The following is a 19,080-nucleotide window of genomic DNA, read 5'->3' on the forward strand; positions in this document are numbered from 1 at the left end:
AATTTGACTGATGATCAGACTTTGCCCGAACTGCAATACCGAACGGCCCGTCACCGAGATCTTTTGCGAAGGCGCCTGGAATGGCCAAACCTGCGGCTGGGACCTGTCGACGGTCGATATAACGGCGCTAGGCGCGGCGCGACCGAAGCCGAATCCACCTGTAAATCCTCCTTCAAGCGTCCCGACCTGCCGAAGTGGTCATCGGGGCTCTCCCGGCGATCTGATCTGCGGCATCTGCGGCGAGCCGACGATCGAATGCGGTGAGCCGCCCTCACCGGCCGAACCAACGCCGGAGCCGGAGGCTGCGCCAGAGGCCGAAACGATCGTGGACGGTTGGCATCTGCAGGAACGGATCGCCTCGTCCAGCGCGGTCCGCGAGCGCTTCGCCGCCAGGCGCGCTGCCGACGGACAACGTGGAATACTCACGCTTTACGCTGTTGGCTCGGAGCCGGATCAAGCGATCTACGATTTGCTCTTAAAGCTCCCTCGGGATCACGTCCCCGAATTCTTCGCAACCGGCCGCTGGCAAGACCGCGCCTATGAGGTCGCGGAGGAATTCAAGGGCGGCACCCTGGCGGATTTTACCCTCGATGCTGCCGATCCGGCGGCGATAGCTAACCTGGTCGGCGAGCTCGCCCAGGCCGTTCACGCGCTCACCGAAGCCGGATTGCGACACCGCGATCTGCGCCCTTCGGTCATCTTCGTGCGATCAAGAGAGCCACTTGACCTTGTCATCGGGGGCTTCGGATCGGCACGGCTGTCCGAATTCGACCTCGATATCGTGTCTCCGCTGGAAACCACCCGCTATATGGCGCCCGAGGCGATAGCCGGCGGCGTCGCCCCGGCTTCCGACTGGTGGAGCCTGGGGATGATCCTGCTGGAGAAGCTCACCCAAGGCGCGTGCTTCCAAGGCATCAATGAGCAGGCCTTTCTGATCCACATTCTCACCAATGGCGTACACCTCCCCGAACATCTGGATGGCCGGATCAACGCCTTGCTGCGTGGCCTGCTGGCGCGTGACCGGCGTCAGCGCTGGCAGTGGAAGGAAGTTCAGGCGTGGCTGCGCGGAGAGAGCGTATCAGCTCCAGCAGCCGAGCCAGCCGGCGACACAGAGGGGCGGACCTCGATTTCGCTCGGTGGAAAGCAATTTCGATCCGCGAACATGTTCGCATTGGCGGCGGCTGAAGCTGGGAACTGGGACCAGGCCAAGGCCCTCGTCCTCAGGGGCGCTGTTGCAAGTTGGGCTTCCGAAGCCGGCTTCGAAGCGGCGGTTGCGGCCACTCTTCGGCAAATCCTGCGGACCGAAGATCTTCAGGAGGATTTGAAGCTCTCCATCTCCTTGAAGACGCTCAATCCTTCGATGCCGCTGATCGTCAGGGGCAACATCGTCACACCGGGTTGGCTACTCGACCACCCGAGCGACGGTTACGGTCTGATCACCGGCCCGGCACCCGACCTGCTCCGGAAGATTGATCCGGACGATTGGCTTTGGCGTCTGAAGGTCCGCTCGGACACAGTTCGAAAGCGACTGGCCCAACTCGAAATCGCGGTCGACGAGGACGTTCTGCGCGTCCACCTTCTGTCGACCTCTATGGCCCGCCTGGCTGCACTTTGGCAAGAGCGGCGAAAGCTATTCCCCGATACCGACCATGCCGGCGTCGCCACGCTCACCGAGCGCCGCATTTCGGCCGAAGAAGATCTTCTTATCCTGCTCAGCGCGACGTCGAACCAGTTCCGCTCCGTCGCCGAGGTCATCGAAGAAGCAGAAAAGGAAGCCTCACTGGCAGGGCTCGGCAACTTTTCGGCCGAGAAGGCGACAGAACTCCTTGGCCGACCGCGTCGCGAGATCTATCAGGCGATCGACGAGCGCATTCAAAACTTTGCCAGATGCGGCATCAAGCAAGTTGACGAGTGGGCGGATCAGTTTCGCCTGGACAGGCGGATGCCGCTTGGGCGCGCGCTCGCCCTTCTCTGTGTGCCCACAGAAGCCTGGAGACCACTTCCGAAGCAAGGCTATGTGTCGACGATCCTGGACTTCTTCGCCAAGCGGATTTCGGGCGGAGTATTACGCGGCCCGCTGACGCGGATGCTGATCGGCAAATCGGCCAGGATCGACCTCACCGAGCTCGATACGTCCAGAGTGCCGGCGACTGATATTCTCGATCAACTGCTTGGTCGCACGAACCGGACTGTGAATCTCGATCCGGCCGCGTTCGCCGATGATGACGGCCTTGAGCGAAGGTTGCGCTCGTTGCACTCCCACGCGCTGCTCTACAGGCGCGATACCGGCATCGATGGCCTGTTTATGGGATTTCCGTTTCTGATCATGCGCGATCACCGGCCGAGCGCGAGAGCGCGGATCGCGCCGGTGCTGCTGTGGCCGGTGCGCGTCAATCCCGAGGTCGGAAACCGCGGTCATGTCACTATAAGCTATGGACGCGAGAGAAATCCCGATACCGACATCGAGCACGTGCTCGTCAATCCGGCTCTCGAAGGAATGGTCGGCATCCCCGAGGCGAGGCGTTGGCAAGAAGCTGCCAACGAGCTCCTTACCCATGCAAGCCTGTCCGTCCAGGCGGTAATGGACGCCTTCAGCCGATTAGCCGCGCCGGTCGGCAACGAATTGACGGCCCTTCCCGGAAAGGACGTCAACGTCGGCGCCCAAGAACGTCAGCTGGTGCCAGCCGCCGTGCTGTTCCATCTGGCGTTCATGGGCCAGGCCGTCATGAAGGATCTCGAGACGCTCCGCGGCTTACCGCCGACCGCGACCGCACTCGAGGCCGCCTTGCGTCTGAGCGAACAGCAGGCGGCGCCTTCTGCATCGCCCCTGGTGAAAGAGGCCGAGCGGTACTTTACTGCCGACAGCGACCCTTCGCAGGAGGCCGCCGTCCTCGACGCGCGCCAAGCCCCGGGGCTGGTCATCGAAGGACCGCCCGGAACTGGCAAGAGCCAGACCATCGTCAACATGGTCGCGGACGCGATTGGCACGGGAAAATCGCTCCTCGTGATCTGCCAGAAGCAAGCCGCTCTCGAGGTGGTGCGCAAGCGCCTGGACAAGGAACACCTGACGGATCGCTTCGTCATGATCACCGACGCCAATCGCGACCGCGAACCGATCGTCGGCGCGATCCGTTCGCAGGTGCAGGCCTTGCACAGCTTGTCCCCGGGAAGGTCTCCGGCCTGGAAGCGAGAGCGCGAGCGCCTGGCGGCGCGCATCGAGACGCTCGAGACGGAGCTGGATCGCCGCCAGATCGCGCTTCATTCGGTGGACGATCGGACCGGATTGTCCTATCGAACGCTGCTCGGCGAACTGCTCGAGATCGAAGAAGGCAGCCCAAAACCCGTCGACGCTCCTGAACTGCGCCCTTTGCTGTCAGACCTACATCCCGCGGACGTGGCGACGATCGAGGAGAATTGCGGCCCGCTCGCGAAATTCTGGCTGTCGTCGAAATTCGAAGACAATCCCCTGTCCGCCCTGAAGCCATTCAATCCCGATCGAGGAACCGCGACCGCCATCGCCTCGCATCTGCAAGCATTCCTGCAAGCTGACGCCCGGCGGGAGGAGACCGATGCCGAGACATCGAACTGTCTGAAAATATCAGATGCGGCGGAATTCCAGTCATGGCTCGCCGAGGCAGACGAGTTCCGCTCGATCAGCGATTCGGTGTGCGCAAATCTCGCTCGATTGCGGCCGCTGTTTCGAAACGTCAAGGGTGGGGCATCGGAAGCCGCGCGCATTCTCGGTGGCCTTTTACAGATCAAGGAAATCCTTTCATCGCTTGACGGCCCATCCTACAAGCCGAACTTTTGCTCGAGGCTCATCGCCTTCAACGAGGACGAGCTCTGCTCCGCCGGGGAGCTCGCGGGCCAGGTTCGCTTGCCGGCAAGTGTCCTGCAATGGATCAACCCGCTACATTGGCTCCGAACGCGTCGTGTACGCGAGCTCCTTGCGTCGTTGCAGCTCCCACAAGACGCCAGCGCCATCAGCGCGTTGTATTATGCGGTCGAGCTCGAATTGGCCATGCGCCAGCCAAGGCGCGAACTCGAGCAATATTTCATGATCCTCTTCGGCCGGGCCCCCAATCTGGATCTGTCGCCCGGCAAGCTCGCCGATTTCGCCGAGAGGCTTGGTTCGTTCCTCAATGGTCTAGGCGGCCACAATTCGCTTATCGATCGGTGCCCGACCCGGCCCGAGCTCGATAGAGCGCTCTCGGCCGGAACCAGCGAAGAACTCGGCTTGTTCTTCGAGCGGGCGGATCTGGCGCTCAGAAGGCATGATACGCGAGAGGAGAGCCGCGCCGCCTTGGACCGGCTCAGGACCTACTTCGACGAGCTGTGGCTCGGATCAAGACGCTCGGCGATCGAGAATGGGCGTTCCAACGCCAGCGCCGTCGCCGAGATCGTGCAGGCTCTGCCGATGCTGAGCAACTACCAGGAATTTCGGCTTCGATCTTCCCGCCTGGGGGCCAAGGAGCGAGCCATCTTCGCAACTCTCAGGTCCAGGGAGTCCGAGCTGTCGAAACTGGCTTCTGAAGACCTCGATCCCTGTGTTCGCGCCTCCATAGGGCGCGAGGCCCGTCTTTCATGGAAGGCTGGTATGGAGGGCGCGAATCCTGACGTATTGTTCGATGGCGACGAGCTAGAGGCGAAGGTCAAATCGCTCGCGGAAGCCGACGCGCAGATCCGGCAGTACAACAGGGATCTTCTCGTCCAAGGTATTGACGCTGCAAAAGTGCGTCCGACGACCGAGTGGGACGCGATCACGAAGCTGCGTGGCCCGAGAGCGCTAAGATTGCGCGAATTCGTCGATCGCGCCGCTCCGCTCGGCCTCTTCGCGCTCCGCCCGGTCTGGCTCATGACACCAGATGTCGCCAGCCGCGTGCTGCAACCTCGCGCCGGACTCTTCGATATCGTCATCTTCGACGAGGCATCGCAGATGCCGGTTGAATACGCCTTGCCCTCCCTGTTCCGAAGCTCTCTCGTCGTCGTTAGCGGCGACGAAAAGCAGATGCCGCCGACCTCCTTCTTCGCAAGCAAGGTCGAGAACGATGAAGCGGCGATATTCGACGGTGAAGAACCAGAAGAAGGAGCAAGTGAGGAGGAACGCGAGGCCTTTGCCGAGACGTGGAATCGGAGAGAGATCAAGGACTGTCCCGACCTCCTCCAACTCGCCCGCTCCGTACTTCGTACCCGTACTCTGCAGGTGCACTATCGTTCGAAGTATCGGGAACTGATTTCGTTCTCGAATGCATCGTTCTACGCCAACACTCTTAGCGTCCCCGTTCGTCATCCCGAAGAGACAATCCGCCGGCTCAAGCCCATTGAAGTGGTGCGCTCAGACGGCACGTACAAGGGCCAGACGAACCAAAAGGAAGCCAGCGATGTCGTGGAATACCTATCCGGGCTTTGGGAGGATTCATCGCCGCCGTCGGTCGGTGTCGTCACGTTCAATCGCAAGCAGGCCGACGCCATCGAAGATGCTTTGGAAGACCGCGCCGAAAACGACGCAGTATTCCGCGAGGCATTGATGCGCGAGCGCGAACGTATCGAGCATGGCGAGGACATGGGCTTTTTCGTGAAGAACGTGGAGAACGTGCAAGGCGATGAGCGTGACATCATCGTTTTCTCGACGACCTTCGGCCGCAACGAGCACGGCGTCTTCCGCAAGAGCTTCGGCGCCCTGGGGCACGCCGGGGGCGAGCGCCGCCTGAACGTCGCGGTGACACGCGCGAGAGAGAAGGTGGTCATCGCCACATCCATGCCGATATCGGAGATATCGGACCTGCTGACGAGACGGAGCGGTCCCCGGGTGCCGCGCGACTATCTGCAAGGCTACCTTGAATATGCCAGGACGGTATCCGATGGCCACGCAGGCTCCGGAAAGACTCTGTTGGACCGGATGGTCACCGAACAGCGTCCCCACAACGAAGCTGCAAATCATGAGGAGGACGGCTTCACGAAGTCCGTCGAAGCCTTCCTGGAGACGAATGGCTACAAGCCCAGTCGGGCTCGCGATGGCGGCGCATTCAGCCTCGATTTCGCCGTGACCGATCCCCGGACCGGCCTCTACGCTATCGGCGTGGAATGTGACGCGCCACGACATCGATTGCTGGAAAGAGCGCGCGCTCGTGAGATCTGGCGTCCGAAGGTGTTGGAAAGAGCCGTCCCTTACGTCCACCGAGTTTCGTCGTATGCTTGGACGCATGCCGGAGACGCCGAACGCCTGCGGCTCAAGAACGCTGTAGAACACGCGCTCCGCGGGGAAGGATTGCAATGAGCGGGCCCAAAGCATTCAGGATCGTTACCCGAGCCGAGATCATCGCCATCTGTCATCGCAACCTGGCGCGGCTCGACGCCGCGATCGAAAGCTGGACCACAGCCGGCAGACGCAACGGGACGATTGAGCAGAAGGACATCGAAAAGGTCATAGCCCGGCGAGACGAGCTTCGACGCCTGCTCAACGCCGATCGTTTCGTCGAACTACAAAAGCAGGTAGCAGCCGAGATCGGCTTCCTTCAAGTGGACTCCGAGCGCCGCGTCGAAAGGGCTGCCGAAATAGCGGCACGCTCGAAGCGTGATTTGAGGCGCTCGAAAGCGGCAGCCGAGGCGCTGCTGCAGAGACTGCAAGCGCTGAAAGTCGAGATTCCTGCCGACATTCGAAGCGAGCTCAGTGGCTCGACCGGATCTTCCGAGCGCCTGGAAGCCACTATGGCAAGGGCGCTCCTGCTGGTTCCTTCTCAGGCGCTGGATACCTCGACAGATCGCCAACGCGCGCTTGCCGACCGGCTTGGCGCCGGCGAACGCCGTGAGACGCTGCAAGAATGGCTTTCACGACAACATCAGGAGATTGAGGATCAGGCCTTGGCGCGTGTCGATGCTGTCCTTGGCGAGCTACGCGGGCTTGGCATCGATTCGTCCCCATTCTCTGAACGTGTCGCACTCCTGGAGGCAGAACCCCCGGCTCGAAGATCGCTTGTCGCGGATAGCCTTCTGTTGGACTTGGCAGCGGCCGTGAAGGATGGCCGCGCCCGGGTGCGACTAGCCAACGAGCTTCGGCAACGACGCGCCGAACTGTCTGTGATGAAGTCAATGGAAGCGGCCTCGCTGCGCAGCGAAATTGAGGAGACCCTTTCTTCGCCGTCGGCCAGCAACGGCCAAGAACTCGTCAAGCGCGCAGATTGTCTCATCGAGGAGGAATTCAAGGCGATGGCCGCCGAAGAGCGCAGGCGTGCGGTGCTGGAGGGTCTTGCCAGCCTGGGCTACGAGGTATCCGAAGGAATGGCGACCGCCTGGGTCGATAACGGCCAGATCGTGCTGCGCAAGGCGGCCAATCCTGGCTACGGCGTAGAGCTCTTGGGCGGATCGAGATCAGATCTCCTGCAGGTGCGGGCCGTGGGTATCGGCAGCTCGGCCGAAATTCGCGATGAGAATCGTGACCGCGACATGGAGACGATCTGGTGCGGCGAGTTCGATCGATTGAAGGCGCTGGTAGCTAAAGCAGGCGGAAATGTTGCGATGGAATTCGCAAGGCCGGTCGGTCAATTCCCTCTGAAGATCGTCTCAGATCCGGATGTAAGCCACCAAGCGGAGATTGCCGAAAGATCATATCGAGAACTACCACTCAACCGCCACAATTAGGGATTTGCCAAATCTCCACTCCAGCCTAAGAAAATGATCTCGCAGATGCCGGCGAAGATCACACAGCCCGAAATATCTCTTTTGCGCAGTCGAGAGCTTTTGCGGCGACTGCTTTATAGCCGTCCCTTATGATTGGGCTGTCTATTGCCCCGCGCACAAATTCGGGGATTTAGCTTATCGATCTGAGCGACGGTTTCGATCACGTTCTGTCGATATGCGCGGATCAGATCAGCGGAATGATGACGCTTGCGGCAGCGATGTCGAAGATGTCACGCTGCCAACGGATAATGCTTACCAGCATAGCAGGAAAAGGCTTTTGCAGAAGCAGCGAGCTCCGCATCGCTGATGCTGAACTGATATGCGAACTCTTTCTGCAAGGACGGCTCACTTCGCCGAAGAAAGCTGCCATGTGTCCAGGCACAGTCTTAGCGGCAGCTGGATCCTTTAGACAAAAAACGAGCGCCTGCGCGTCCAGCTGTTTGCTGTGAGGCGCATTGATAGTGGCCAGAACTATAGCCGCGATCATCATAATAATTCTTATACCCCGAGAGCGGGCGTGGGAATTCCGGTGGACGTGGTGCAATGCTGAATCCAACGGAGACCGATATCAAGAAGAGCATTATATTACCCATCAACAATAAGAACATTCATTCAGTCAATTCGAGCCCAACTAACTCCATCGAAGAATCGTTCACCCAATCGTCAGGGTTCGCGCCTGCTTGGCTTCCAGCTCTTGAAGGGCCACCGACACAATGGCGACAGCGAGATTGGCTGCGGTCGCTCAAACCAAACATGGTGTTTCGCAGGCTGACTGAACTTGAGTGACACATGCCATCGACAGAGCGCAAGGGGTCGCCGCGTTAACGCTCAAATTCCTCGGTCGAGCGCGATTTTTGACGGATTTCACCAGTGTCGTTGTGCGAAGTAGAGACCATCTCAAATCGGTGAAGCTGGCGCGTACCTTGGAAGACATTTGGAAGCCATCATCGGGCCCCGGCGGCGCAGTTTGCGGGACGAGCGTGGTATGCGGAGAGCTCCGCTGGCGGGCATCGCGTGCCGGCGCCACACTTAGCGGATCGAGGCTGGTTGCAACAATGCACGCAGACCTGATGTCAAAGAGCAGATCAGCTTTCAGGCGCGCCGCGTGGCTGCCGGCGGCGCGGAGCTGTAGCTTTGCACTTCAACCGCTCCTGCACTTCAACCGCTCCTGCGCGATCCACGCCGCCTACCGTGTCGGCAACCGTCAGAACTCTTTCTGGCAGCGATGGGATCCGTGTTCATCGCCGCGCGCCGCGTGTTTGCACTGCTCTACTTCGAGCGCTACCGCGGCATCGCTGGCGGCGGCGATCCCTTGCGAGCTGCGTTCGCCCGCGCGCCTGAGGGGACTACGCCTGCGTCTACCCGCATACTAATTGCAGAATACTAATTGCGAATACCAATTTCTGGTTGATAAATCAAAAAGTTCAATCACCGACAAACGAGGAAAGTTATGTCAAAGGTTGCTGCCTATCGCACGGATTCGCTCGAATATCCGCCATCTCATCGCAACGTCTATCACGACCACGACAACTGCCCGGCCGGAAAACACATCAAGCAATGGCACCGCAAACCCGGTCAAGATGGTAGGCCGCGTTGCGATGATTGCAAGCAGCTCGGCTAAGTCGCGAATTTTCCACGCAGCACGGACTATGGATCAACGCCGAACCAAGGCTCTGTAGGTTGATGATTCTGCGCGGCGGCGTATGCAATGCTTCAGTACCAGGTTGTCGACCCTGTTCGATCGCCTCACCTTCTATTGCCAGCTCCGGGCATTGAACCGGCACCGTTCGCAGCCGCTCCGACAGGCTGACGATTGCATCGAGCTCTCCTGAGCGATTTCTGAAACTCGACGGACAGCAGGTCGAAACGCGCCCCATCAGGGGAACAATCGCGCGCTCCACGGATTCCATGCTCACCTTCCGGGGCACGGCGCAGCCGTGTCTTGAAGTCGGCGAGGCGCCAATGCGGACTACAATACCTCGCGGTGAAACGCCTCGGTTGCGAGACGCAACAGACCGTGCCGCTCAGCATCATCCGCCACCCGAAATCGACGCGATCCACGAGCCAGGACGAACCCACGTTCAGCGGAGCCAGATGCAGATTGCGGCGAGGCGGACGAAAGCGAGGAAGTAGTCGGTCCGTCGGTCATATCGAGTGGACAAGCGGTGGAAGTAATTTGAGCTTGTTGAAGCAGCGCTCGATGCGATTGCGTAGCTTGTAATCGTCTCATTATTCGGATGGGGGCCTTGCGAGAGCGGATTGAGGGCATCACTGGCTCGGCGTTGATGTTTGCAACGACCTTCCGCAGCTCGTTCATCGGCGAGAGAGCGTACCATCGAATGTCCGGTGCAGGCCAATCGGCCTGCGACTTGCAAGTCACGTTGATCGATGCACAGACTTGCTGACAAATCCACGCCATCTACAAGCGTACTCGACCGCAAAGTCAACTATGCGCTGCTTCAGCGCACTATTCCTGCTCGCTCTCTGGGAAGATTGCACTTTTTTAGCATGATTAATCGGTATGCTGCCTATGGTATGAGAACTCTCACCGAGGAGCCTTCGCCTTCCTGAGAGGAAACGCACCGGGAAGCGAACCGTTTCACAATGAGAGCGGTTTTTGGAGTAGTCGAACGCGTGGACTCCTGTACTCTTTGTGGCCGCTGTTATTGTGTTAGCAGAACGCGGCCAGCACCAATCTGACTTTGTGCCGTGTCGGACCGCGTCGTGCCGGTGGTGAACGTGCCATTACGGCAGGTCAGTTCGAGTAGTAGCTTGCACCTGCAAATGCTTTCAGATTTGCGGCAAGTGCCGCCGTTTCCCGCGAGGGTCAGTTCGCCAGGCTTTGGAGCGCCCCTGCATTGGCAGGATAGTCGAAATCGCAACGGTCAACCGCTGGACCCTCGTCCAGCCGGCCAGTCTTGCAAAATTGGCATGGCATATTCGAGCATCCTATGCCGTAGAAGAAGCGCAGCTATCACGTCGCTGGTCACTTCGCGACGCGACGCTGCCATGAGCTGCATCGGGTCGAAGCAGCATGATCATCGCCTGCATCAAAAGCGATCAACGCATCGCGTTTCGCGACGGCGCCTGGACGCTGTATCGCGCCGGGAACATCCTTGTGATCCGTCCCGGAATCGAATCATGGTAGATTATGCCGCTCCGAGATGACCGATCCAGCTAAAGTCCAGACAAGTAGCGCCGACGGCGTCGCGGCTCCGCTGCGGCACGCGACCTTCCGACGCATCTGGCTTGCGAGCCTCCTCTCCAACCTCGGTATCTTGATTCAAGGTGTTGGTGCGGCCTGGGCGATGACGCAGATGACGTCCTCGGCTGACAAGGTCGCGCTGGTGCAGACGGCGCTGTTGCTGCCGGTGATGCTGATCTCGATGCCAGCCGGCGCGATCGCTGATATGTTTGACCGTCGCATCGTGGCGCTGATATCGCTTGGTATTGCGTTCGCCGGCGCAACCGGACTGACGGTGGTCGCCTGGCTTGGCTTGGTCACACCGAACCTCTTGCTTGCGCTCTGCTTCGTGGTCGGCAGCGGCATGGCGCTGATGGGACCCGCCTGGCAATCGTCGGTCAGCGAACAGGTGCCCTCAGAAGCGCTGCTGCCTGCAGCCGTCGCGCTGAACGGCATCAGCTACAATATCGCGCGCAGCGTGGGTCCGGCGATCGGCGGAGTCGTGGTGGCGACTGCGGGCGCAGTCGCCGCATTCGCGCTCAACACCTTGCTCTATCTGCCGCTGATGGTCGCGTTATTGCTTTGGAAGCGCATCAGCGCACCCTCGCGCCTGCCGCCTGAGAGACTGAGCCGCGCCATGGTGTTGGGCGTGCGTTACATCACCAATTCGCCATCGATCAAAATTGTGCTCATTCGGACCCTGGTGACCGGCCTCATCGGCGGCCCGGTCATTGCACTGATGCCGCTGGTGGCGCGCGATCTTTTGCATGGCGACGCCCAGACCTACGGTATTATGCTCGGCGCCTTTGGCCTGGGTGCGGTGGTCGGCGCGTTGAATATCGCCGAACTGCGCAAGCGGATGAGCGGCGAGGCCGCGATCCGCGCCTGCGCGCTGTCAATGGGCGGGGCGATCGCCGCGGTCGCGCTCAGCCGCCAACCGGTGTTGACGGCGATGGCGCTGGTCCTGGCCGGCGCCGTGTGGATGATGGCGTGGACAGTGTTCAGCATTGGCGTGCAGTTGTCGGCGCCGCGATGGGTGGCCGGGCGTTCGCTTGCGGCCTATCAGGCGGCGGGCTCAGGCGGAGTTGCCGTCGGCAGCTGGGGTTGGGGCCATCTGACCGACGCGGCCGGGGTTGAAACTGCGCTGCTGCTCTCGGCCGCCCTGATGGTCGCCTCACCACTCATCGGCCGTTGGCTGCCCATGCCCCGCGTCGGTGCGCGGGGTGAGGAGGCCGAGCCGCTCGCCGATCCCGAGGTACGGCTCGCCTTGACCGGACGCAGCGGGCCTCTCGTGGTCGAGATCGAATATAGGGTTGCACAGCAAAATGCGCGGGCATTTCATAATGTCATGCAGGAGGTGCAATTGTCGCGCCAGCGTAACGGTGCCTATGGCTGCTCGATCGCGCGCGACATTGCCGATCCGGAATTGTGGACCGAGCGCTACCACTGCCCGACCTGGTTCGACTACCTGCGCCTGCGCAACCGTCCGACCCAGTCCGAGCGCGCACTGGAGCAGCGAGCAATTCACTTCCACATCGGTCCCGCGCCGGTCCGCGTCCGCCGCATGCTGGAGAGGCCATTCGGCTCAGTACGCTGGAAGGACGACACGCCGGACCACGCGACCGCCGAAATGCCGCCGGAGATCCCAAGCGGCAAAGGCCGTACGCGGCCGGCCGCTCCGGTTGATCAGACAACACAGCCTAGCGGGAGGCACCGAAAAGCCGCAAGCGGTTTGAAATGACAGAAGCGCGAGTGATCAGCGGGTTTGGCGCGGATCCATCGTGCGACAAGCTGATCCGACGCCCATCGCGACGGCGACTGCATTCACGCCAGACGCCCGGGCGACGTATATCTTTTTAGGGAATCCTCGAAACTCGCTTCGCTCTTCGCCGCGCTGTACCTCGACGAAGTATGCCCTAATGGCGCGGAAAAGATGTCATTGCCTCCTCCTTAAAGGAGTAGGATTGATGCGACCAAGATCGATTAATAATCTAGCTGCAAGGCGCAAGAAGGCAGCGAGCTGTCGGTCTCTCTTCCCGGCGGCAATTGGGGGGGCATGCGCGATCATGACGTTGTCTCCGGTAGCCTTCACTGACCGTGACGAGCCTCGCGCCATTTTGCTCGAGCCTGCTAGCGAACGGGCTGGTCGCATTGGAACTGCCAGCACGGTTGAGCCTCACTCAGAAGCTCCACGAACTCTAAACGCGGCAAGGGCTGAAGCCGCGAACCTTGCTCTGTAGGTGTCACTCGCGGCCAGAACGCGGACACAGCTCCGAGCGCGGTGCATGCGGGCCGGGGCTGGATAAGGCATGCGGATTGTCCTCGATTTGGTCGCGAACGGCCCGAGCATCGCCTCACCTTCCGTGTCGGACAAGCACTTGACCCCTGGGATGGCAGCGCAAGACATGCAGCTTCCCGCCGGACGTCATGAAGGCCAATCGTAGCTACGTGGTTCTTCGACTGAACACCGCTTCGCATTCTCGCAATCTTGAGCAGAGAAACAAGAAGCGTCTCATCGTGGGTCCTTGTCGTTGGTCTGATTTTTGCCATCGCCATCCCGCTGGCTGCTGTTTGACAACGACGCGTTGTAAGGATTTACCAACCATGCAGGATGACCGATCTGGTCGCTAACCAATCGACAATCGTTCTGGCACAACTTGCAGCCGGAATGGAAAGAGGAGATTCGAACGTGACCGGGCTGGCTGTTATGGAAAACGTGCGTCGCTACCGAGCAATAGCGTCGCTGTGCCGTCAGGCCGCGACATTCCGTCCGGTTCAACGAATCTCGCTGCTGACGCAGGCTGAGGAGTGGGAGCAGCGAGCGGTCGTCGAGCTTGAGGGATATTTTTGCGCTTTGAATGGATGTCGTGGATCTAAAATGGGAGGGCCGAGCCAGCCGTCGTCAGACTTCGCTGGATCAATTTAGCATCGCTCCTTGCAACAATCTCGCCACAGGAGTCGTAAGGCTTGAAGCAAATACCCCCAACCAACAGCACGAGAAGCGCGGGTATTCAAGGATGTCGTCCTATTCTGAGGATCGAACGCGAGAGAGTGACATCCTGACGATGCCGGCAATACTCTCCACTACGCCGTGGTGGTGGAAGATGGCCCGTTTGACCTTCATTTCACGGGAGCGCCATCATGATTGTCCTCGGATCACTTCTCGTCAGCGAGATGCAGCAACATACGTTCAGTCAACTACCAAAATTAGCAGCGTTTTAAACGACGGAAACATGCCACCTGCAGCTTGACGAATGTGGGCTGATCAAACGCGACCGTTCGCAGCAGGGAATGATGGCAGCAAGCGAGACAAGCTTTGAGCAATCGGTGATTTGATCGACAACTTCGGCTCCTTTACGTTTAACATCGCCCAGATGGTTGGCGAGGTAAATGGTAAAGAAGCCATCGTCTTGGATATCGCTGTGCCGCGGAGGAAATTCGCAAAATCCCTCACGACCGCATTGTTCTCTCGCCGGGATCAGGAAACCAGAGCATCAGTTGCGGCGGCGCCATCGTGGTGTTGTCCGACCCCAATGCGGAGTTCGACAAGATCCTCCTCATGGCGCGCGAGCCGATCCGTGCAATTGCCGAGGCCGTAACACGCGACCCGGATCATGCCCTGGTGATCCACGGCGCAGATAATGAAGCGAGCGAGACAATGGTACCCGATTCCGCGCATCGTGTTCGCCTGGCGAGATTCCAGGATCGGGACACTATTGCTAAGTGTGTGCAGGCACTTCTCACCGAGCTCGGAGGACCGGGGCCGCAATTCGAGCTACAGGTCGCGGCCGGCGTTGCTGGGCAAATGGCTACGGACTCGCGCCTCGGCTTCGCCTTGATAATGGAGAATGTGCCGGCTGCTGAAGTGATCGGCATTGCCGTCGTCTCCCAGGTCTCCGCGGTCAGGGCTTCAGGCCATTATGGCGTTCTGCAGGAGCTCTGGGTCGATCCGCGCTATCGCTCGGCTCAACATGGGAGATGGCTTCTGGCCGCCGTGGACCGCGAGGCGCGAGCGCGGGGATGGCCCATGATCGAGGTGTCTCTTCCCTTGGCCGGCCACCCCGGCGCGGAGAGGTTGGTCGCATTCTATGAAAGCATGGGCTTCACACCTGCGGGAGAAAGGCGACGAAGGAGGCTTCTGTGACCTGGCTAACCGTACACCTGGCATCGGCCTCCTCCGGCAATGGGGGCCTCATTGCCGATGCGTCGGGTTCAATTAAGTCTTCAAGGGAAGTGCAGGACTGAATCAACGAGATCCGGACGGGATTGCACAGCTCGCCCGGTGTTCAGTCTATCTCGCCCTCTGAAAAACGAGGCGCTCCGGCTCGGGCCAACATCCACAACAGCCCGAAATCACCGAGCTTGCCAGACGATATGCAGCGGCCGGTGTGCCGCAGAACACATCCGTCGACGCAGAAGCTATCAGCGCGCGCTTTTTTTGCCGCTACCGGCTTCGCAGCCGCGACCACAATCGCCTCTAAGCGAAGTCCGGTGAGCTACGCACTGTGTCGGCCGCCCGGGCATCACGCGGGGCGCGCAGCTTCATGGGCGGGTACTGCCTGCTCAGCAACGCTCCTGTCGCGGCCCTGAGCCTGCGCGCGTCGGGGCTCCACAGGCCGGCCATCATCGACCTCGATTTCCGCCCGGGCAATGGAACAAGCGATGTGCTGAGCGCACACTCGGATATCGGCTTCGCCAGCCTGCACGCGCGGACCGACGTCAATTTCCCCTGGATCCCGCAACTTCAACGTTAGCGGCAAGCTGAGTGCGGCTAAGCGCTTACGCAAATGCTGATTCCGCTCGATGTCGCCCATCATTCCGAGATGATCTCGCCCACCATTCCGGGATGATGTCGCCCGGGATGATGAGGCTTCTTCTGGCTCCGATACGGTCCCGCCTTTCGGCTTTGCGAAGGTGCACCTGGATGCCGACAGAGAGGCTTGCGATGCGCCATGTGCGCGATGCGATCAGATTGAAGTCGGCCGGGATCCCGACCCGCGAGATAGCGCGGCGGGTCGGAACGGCGCCTTCGACGGTGCGGTTGACGATCCGCCGGTTCGAGGCGGCGGGGCTGACCTGGCCGTTGCCCGACGACGTCACCGACAACGATCTCATCATCGATCGGCGGGCACTGCAGAACCGACTATGGGCTAGTGTCGGCTTCAACTGAATAGGGCGCGCGCAGCTGATTGCGGACGACTGTAACATCTACGTTCGCAGCGAACGCGCGGGTCAGCGGGTGACGGAGAGCATCTCGCGCTTCATCTCACAAAAGCTTAAGCTCAACGTAAACGAGCCGAAGAGTGCGGTGGCACGACCGCAGGAGCGGAAGTTTCTCGGGTTCAGCTTCACCGCTGCGCACTATCGCGCCGAAATCTCTGGAACGCTTCAAACAGCGAATCCGGGAGATCACGCGAAAGGCAAAGGGCGTCAGCATCAAGACGACAATGGAAGAACTGGCCACCTATATGCGGGGCTGGCGCGGCTATTTCGGCTGCTGCGAAACGCCCGAGGTGCTGATAGCCCTCACTCGCTGGGTCCGACTGCGCTGCGGGCCGCTCTGTGGCGCCATGGAAAACTTCACGGCGCCGCCGCGCAGCACTCATCGCAAATGGGGTTTCAGAGTGGGCTGAAGGAACACGGCCGGCAGCGGCCGCGGTCCTTGGTATCTCGCCCGCTCTCTACTGGGCTCTCAAATGCATACTTCAAATTGCTCGGCCTGACATCATTGTTCCGATCGTGTTAGCGCAACTTCTCGAACCGCCGTGTACGGACCCGTTCGCACGGTAGTGTGGGAGGGGCGGAGCTGCTAGGCTCCCCCTATCCCGATCAATAACTGCGCGCGATCATTGGAATCCGCACCTGCTCACGGCGTGGCGATACGAGATTGCGGCGGCGGAACATACCGGTTACGGAAGAGGCGAATGTCCCGTGGTCCTCCCGGACCCCGCACAACTGTATAGGGCACGCTATAGATGTCGATGCTCGTCTGCGGCTCGCTCGAACTCGGCAGTAAGCCCTGCTGATCTAACTGAAGAATCAGAAGATCGGGGGCCGGTTGATCACGATGGACCCAGTTCGGGCCGACAACATGCCCGAAATCCAGATGCCCGGAGTTATTGATTGGTCCTGTTGCTGCGCGATCCAGTCGCTGGCGATGGCGTAAAGGCTCGGCGGAAGACGAGGGCCCGGCGGCTTCCTGATTCTGAAAGCCGGGCTCGCGGGCCGGACCCACGACAGACGGCCCAGCTCGCTGGCCGCGCTGAAGCGCGAATGCGTGGGCGAATTCGCGCAGCGTTGAGTCGTCGCTGCGTACTCTGTCACGGGAGGGCTCTAGTCGAGCCAACTCGAGGAGGGTGCGCTGGCGACGCAGGTTCTCCTCTGAAGCAGTGAAACTCAAGCTGTCGCTAGTGTCGTCTTGGCTCTCAATGTAGTTCTCGAAAGTGTCGACGGTGTCGCTTCGACGCCCCAAGGCGTGGGCCTGGTGATGACGCACAGGCGCGATGGAAGGCGATGAAGCGGTTTGCTGACCCGGGGTGGTCGGTTCACGGGCCCCATCATGCGGCACAAGGCGAGCATCGTTAGGCAACGCAAGCGGAGACCGCTCCGCCGAAGCAACGGACAAGGCCAGTGGATTGGCTCCCAGGCTACTGCTGGCCAACCGCTCAGCACACCACTGGCGATAATCGTTAATATCAGCCTCTGAGGCAAAACCGCCCGAGGAGTCTAAAACGGCGTTGCGGTCGAGAATCCCCTCAGAGCTGTCGCTAGCGCGGCCCGGCGAGGGGTTGCGCACAAAGCGAGGACCGTCACGCAACGCGGACTCACGATAGGGGCGATTCATGCGAGAATACGGGAGACGCTCCTGTACCCCGGCCAGCACTGCGCGGAATTCCCCGGACATACTGCCCAGCGAATTGTCCCCCCCGTTGGATGATTCGACCATTCTCAGCGCGCTTGGCTGCTGGCGAGAGTCCGTTGGATCGGCTGGTGGGGAAGCTTCCGTACTCGAACGCCGGATTTCTCCCTCTTCGATGATTGTTGGCACAGTGCGTGCAACCAAAGCTCGATCGATAGAATCCATGCCTCGTCTCCCGTTGAGAACCGCCACAGCCGGTTTTGATTACGGTAGATTGTGGGGCTTAGCTTACAAGATGCTGACAACCTCGATGACAAAAGCGGTGTCGGCCTTGAGGCGGCAGATGTGGGTAATTCAAAGCAAGCTGAGGCCGTCAGGCGGCGTGGTCCCATGGCATAAGCGCGTCGATTTCGCTGCTCGGCCAGCCGCTGGCGATGCGCTGAAGTGTTAGGCGGGGCCAAGCGAATGGATCGACGTTGTTCATTTTCGCTGTCTGCAGCAGCGTTGCGATGGTTGCCCAGGTTCGTCCGCCGCCGTCGCTGCCCGCAAAGAGGCCATTCTTTCTCGTTATTGTTTGTGGCCTGATGGCCGGTTCGACAATGTTGGAGTCGAGCTCAATGCGGCCATCGGTGAGGAAGCGTTCGAAGATGGCACGGCGCGAGACGGCATAGCGGATCGCCTCAGCCGTTTTGATTTGCCGGAGGTCCGCCGCAAAGTCTGCTGCCAGAGGTCGAAGAGATCTGCGACGACCGCCGCGGAGGCTTGCTGACGCGCGGCAACGCGAGCGTCGGGGCTTTGCCCGCGCACGGTCTTCTCGACCTGCCAGAGCCTTGCCATCCGCTCGACCGTCGTCGTTGCCACTTTCGAGCTCCCTGCAACATGCAGCTCGTAGAACTTGCGTCTGCTGTGTGACCAGCAGCCAGCCAATGTGATGCCATCATTGCCGCAATCGGGGCGCGCCAACTTGTTATAGGCAGCATAGCCATCCACTTGCAGGATGCCCCGATAACCATTGAGATGGCGGACCGCGCATTCGCCGGAGCGGCTGTCTTCGAAGCGATAAGCCACCATCGGGGGACCGCTGCGGCCAAAGGTTCGGTCATCTCTGGCATAGGCCCATAAGTAGGCCGTTTTCGTCGATCCGGAGCCGGGAGCGAGCATCGGCAAGGTGGTTTCGTCGGCAAAGACCCGTTCGGCCTTCTTGACCTCGCTGAAGACGTAGTCGGCCACGATCTCCAGCTCGAAGCCGAGCTTGCCCATCCATTGCGCCATCAACTGGCGGTCGAGTTCGACCTTGTCGCGTGGGTAATCATGACAAGCCAGACGAGGCTGATGACGAGCGTCTCCTCTGCGTGCCGCG

General features: G+C 60.4%; 9 protein-coding genes and 3 pseudogenes. 9 read left to right on the plus strand and 3 right to left on the minus strand.

The genetic code is table 11. The annotated features are described in order from the left end of the window. Positions 1–10 precede the first annotated feature (10 nt). Complete coding sequence (locus ACE10Z_RS35940) at positions 11–6,277, plus strand: AAA domain-containing protein (protein WP_375784944.1); 6,267 nt, start codon at positions 11–13, stop codon at positions 6,275–6,277. Beyond that, positions 6,274–7,638 (plus strand): hypothetical protein, encoded by a 1,365-nt coding sequence (locus ACE10Z_RS35945; RefSeq protein WP_375784945.1) that lies wholly within the window; start codon positions 6,274–6,276, stop codon positions 7,636–7,638. Before ACE10Z_RS35940 ends, ACE10Z_RS35945 begins: the two co-directional genes overlap by 4 nt. Before the next feature lie 223 nt (positions 7,639–7,861). Here the strand turns inward: ACE10Z_RS35945 and ACE10Z_RS35950 are convergent, their stop codons facing one another. Then, on the minus strand, positions 7,862–8,167 hold the full coding sequence (locus tag ACE10Z_RS35950) for a hypothetical protein (RefSeq protein ID WP_375784946.1): 306 nt from the start codon (positions 8,165–8,167) through the stop codon (positions 7,862–7,864). 1,216 nt (positions 8,168–9,383) lie between these two features. Here ACE10Z_RS35950 and ACE10Z_RS35955 point away from each other — a divergent pair. The 7 genes and pseudogenes from ACE10Z_RS35955 to ACE10Z_RS35985 all read left to right on the plus strand — a co-directional run. After that, positions 9,384–9,582, plus strand: a pseudogene (locus ACE10Z_RS35955) (chorismate-binding protein); the annotation flags it as partial. A 1,259-nt stretch (positions 9,583–10,841) separates the two neighbouring features. Next, positions 10,842–12,521, plus strand: a pseudogene (locus tag ACE10Z_RS35960) (MFS transporter); the annotation flags it as partial. Between the two features lie 1,047 nt (positions 12,522–13,568). After that, positions 13,569–13,787: a hypothetical protein gene (locus tag ACE10Z_RS35965; protein WP_375790005.1), complete on the plus strand. Its 219-nt coding sequence runs from the start codon at positions 13,569–13,571 to the stop codon at positions 13,785–13,787. Between the two features lie 588 nt (positions 13,788–14,375). Next, complete coding sequence (locus ACE10Z_RS35970) at positions 14,376–15,005, plus strand: GNAT family N-acetyltransferase (RefSeq protein WP_375784947.1); 630 nt, start codon at positions 14,376–14,378, stop codon at positions 15,003–15,005. Between the two features lie 361 nt (positions 15,006–15,366). Beyond that, on the plus strand, positions 15,367–15,615 hold the full coding sequence (locus ACE10Z_RS35975; RefSeq protein ID WP_375784948.1) for a hypothetical protein: 249 nt from the start codon (positions 15,367–15,369) through the stop codon (positions 15,613–15,615). A gap of 170 nt (positions 15,616–15,785) precedes the next feature. Then, positions 15,786–16,031, plus strand: a complete 246-nt coding sequence (locus ACE10Z_RS35980; protein ID WP_375784949.1) for a helix-turn-helix domain-containing protein — start codon at positions 15,786–15,788, stop codon at positions 16,029–16,031. 133 nt (positions 16,032–16,164) lie between these two features. Then, positions 16,165–16,494, plus strand: coding sequence for a group II intron maturase-specific domain-containing protein (locus tag ACE10Z_RS35985; RefSeq protein WP_375784950.1), 330 nt, complete (start codon positions 16,165–16,167; stop codon positions 16,492–16,494). Between the two features lie 233 nt (positions 16,495–16,727). Here the strand turns inward: ACE10Z_RS35985 and ACE10Z_RS35990 are convergent, their stop codons facing one another. Together ACE10Z_RS35990 and ACE10Z_RS35995 are read right to left on the minus strand one after the other, a co-directional pair. Next, positions 16,728–17,945, minus strand: coding sequence for a hypothetical protein (locus ACE10Z_RS35990; RefSeq protein WP_375784951.1), 1,218 nt, complete (start codon positions 17,943–17,945; stop codon positions 16,728–16,730). Positions 17,946–18,093: 148 nt separating this feature from the next. Next, a pseudogene (locus ACE10Z_RS35995) lies at positions 18,094–19,028 on the minus strand (IS66 family transposase); the annotation flags it as partial. Positions 19,029–19,080: the final 52 nt, after the last annotated feature.

Source organism: Bradyrhizobium sp. Pha-3, assembly GCF_042258615.1.
GTDB lineage: Bacteria > Pseudomonadota > Alphaproteobacteria > Rhizobiales > Xanthobacteraceae > Bradyrhizobium.

Excerpts from the sequence above, each read along its gene's own strand:
- ACE10Z_RS35965 (WP_375790005.1), top strand. The coding sequence starts at position 13,569 with ATGGAAAACGTGCGTCGCTACCGAGCAATAGCGTCGCTGTGCCGTCAG.
- ACE10Z_RS35990 (WP_375784951.1), bottom strand. The coding sequence starts at position 17,945 with ATGGATTCTATCGATCGAGCTTTGGTTGCACGCACTGTGCCAACAATC.
- ACE10Z_RS35945 (WP_375784945.1), top strand. The coding sequence starts at position 6,274 with ATGAGCGGGCCCAAAGCATTCAGGATCGTTACCCGAGCCGAGATCATC.
- ACE10Z_RS35980 (WP_375784949.1), top strand. The coding sequence starts at position 15,786 with ATGCCGACAGAGAGGCTTGCGATGCGCCATGTGCGCGATGCGATCAGA.
- ACE10Z_RS35950 (WP_375784946.1), bottom strand. The coding sequence starts at position 8,167 with ATGATGATCGCGGCTATAGTTCTGGCCACTATCAATGCGCCTCACAGC.
- ACE10Z_RS35940 (WP_375784944.1), top strand. The coding sequence starts at position 11 with ATGATCAGACTTTGCCCGAACTGCAATACCGAACGGCCCGTCACCGAG.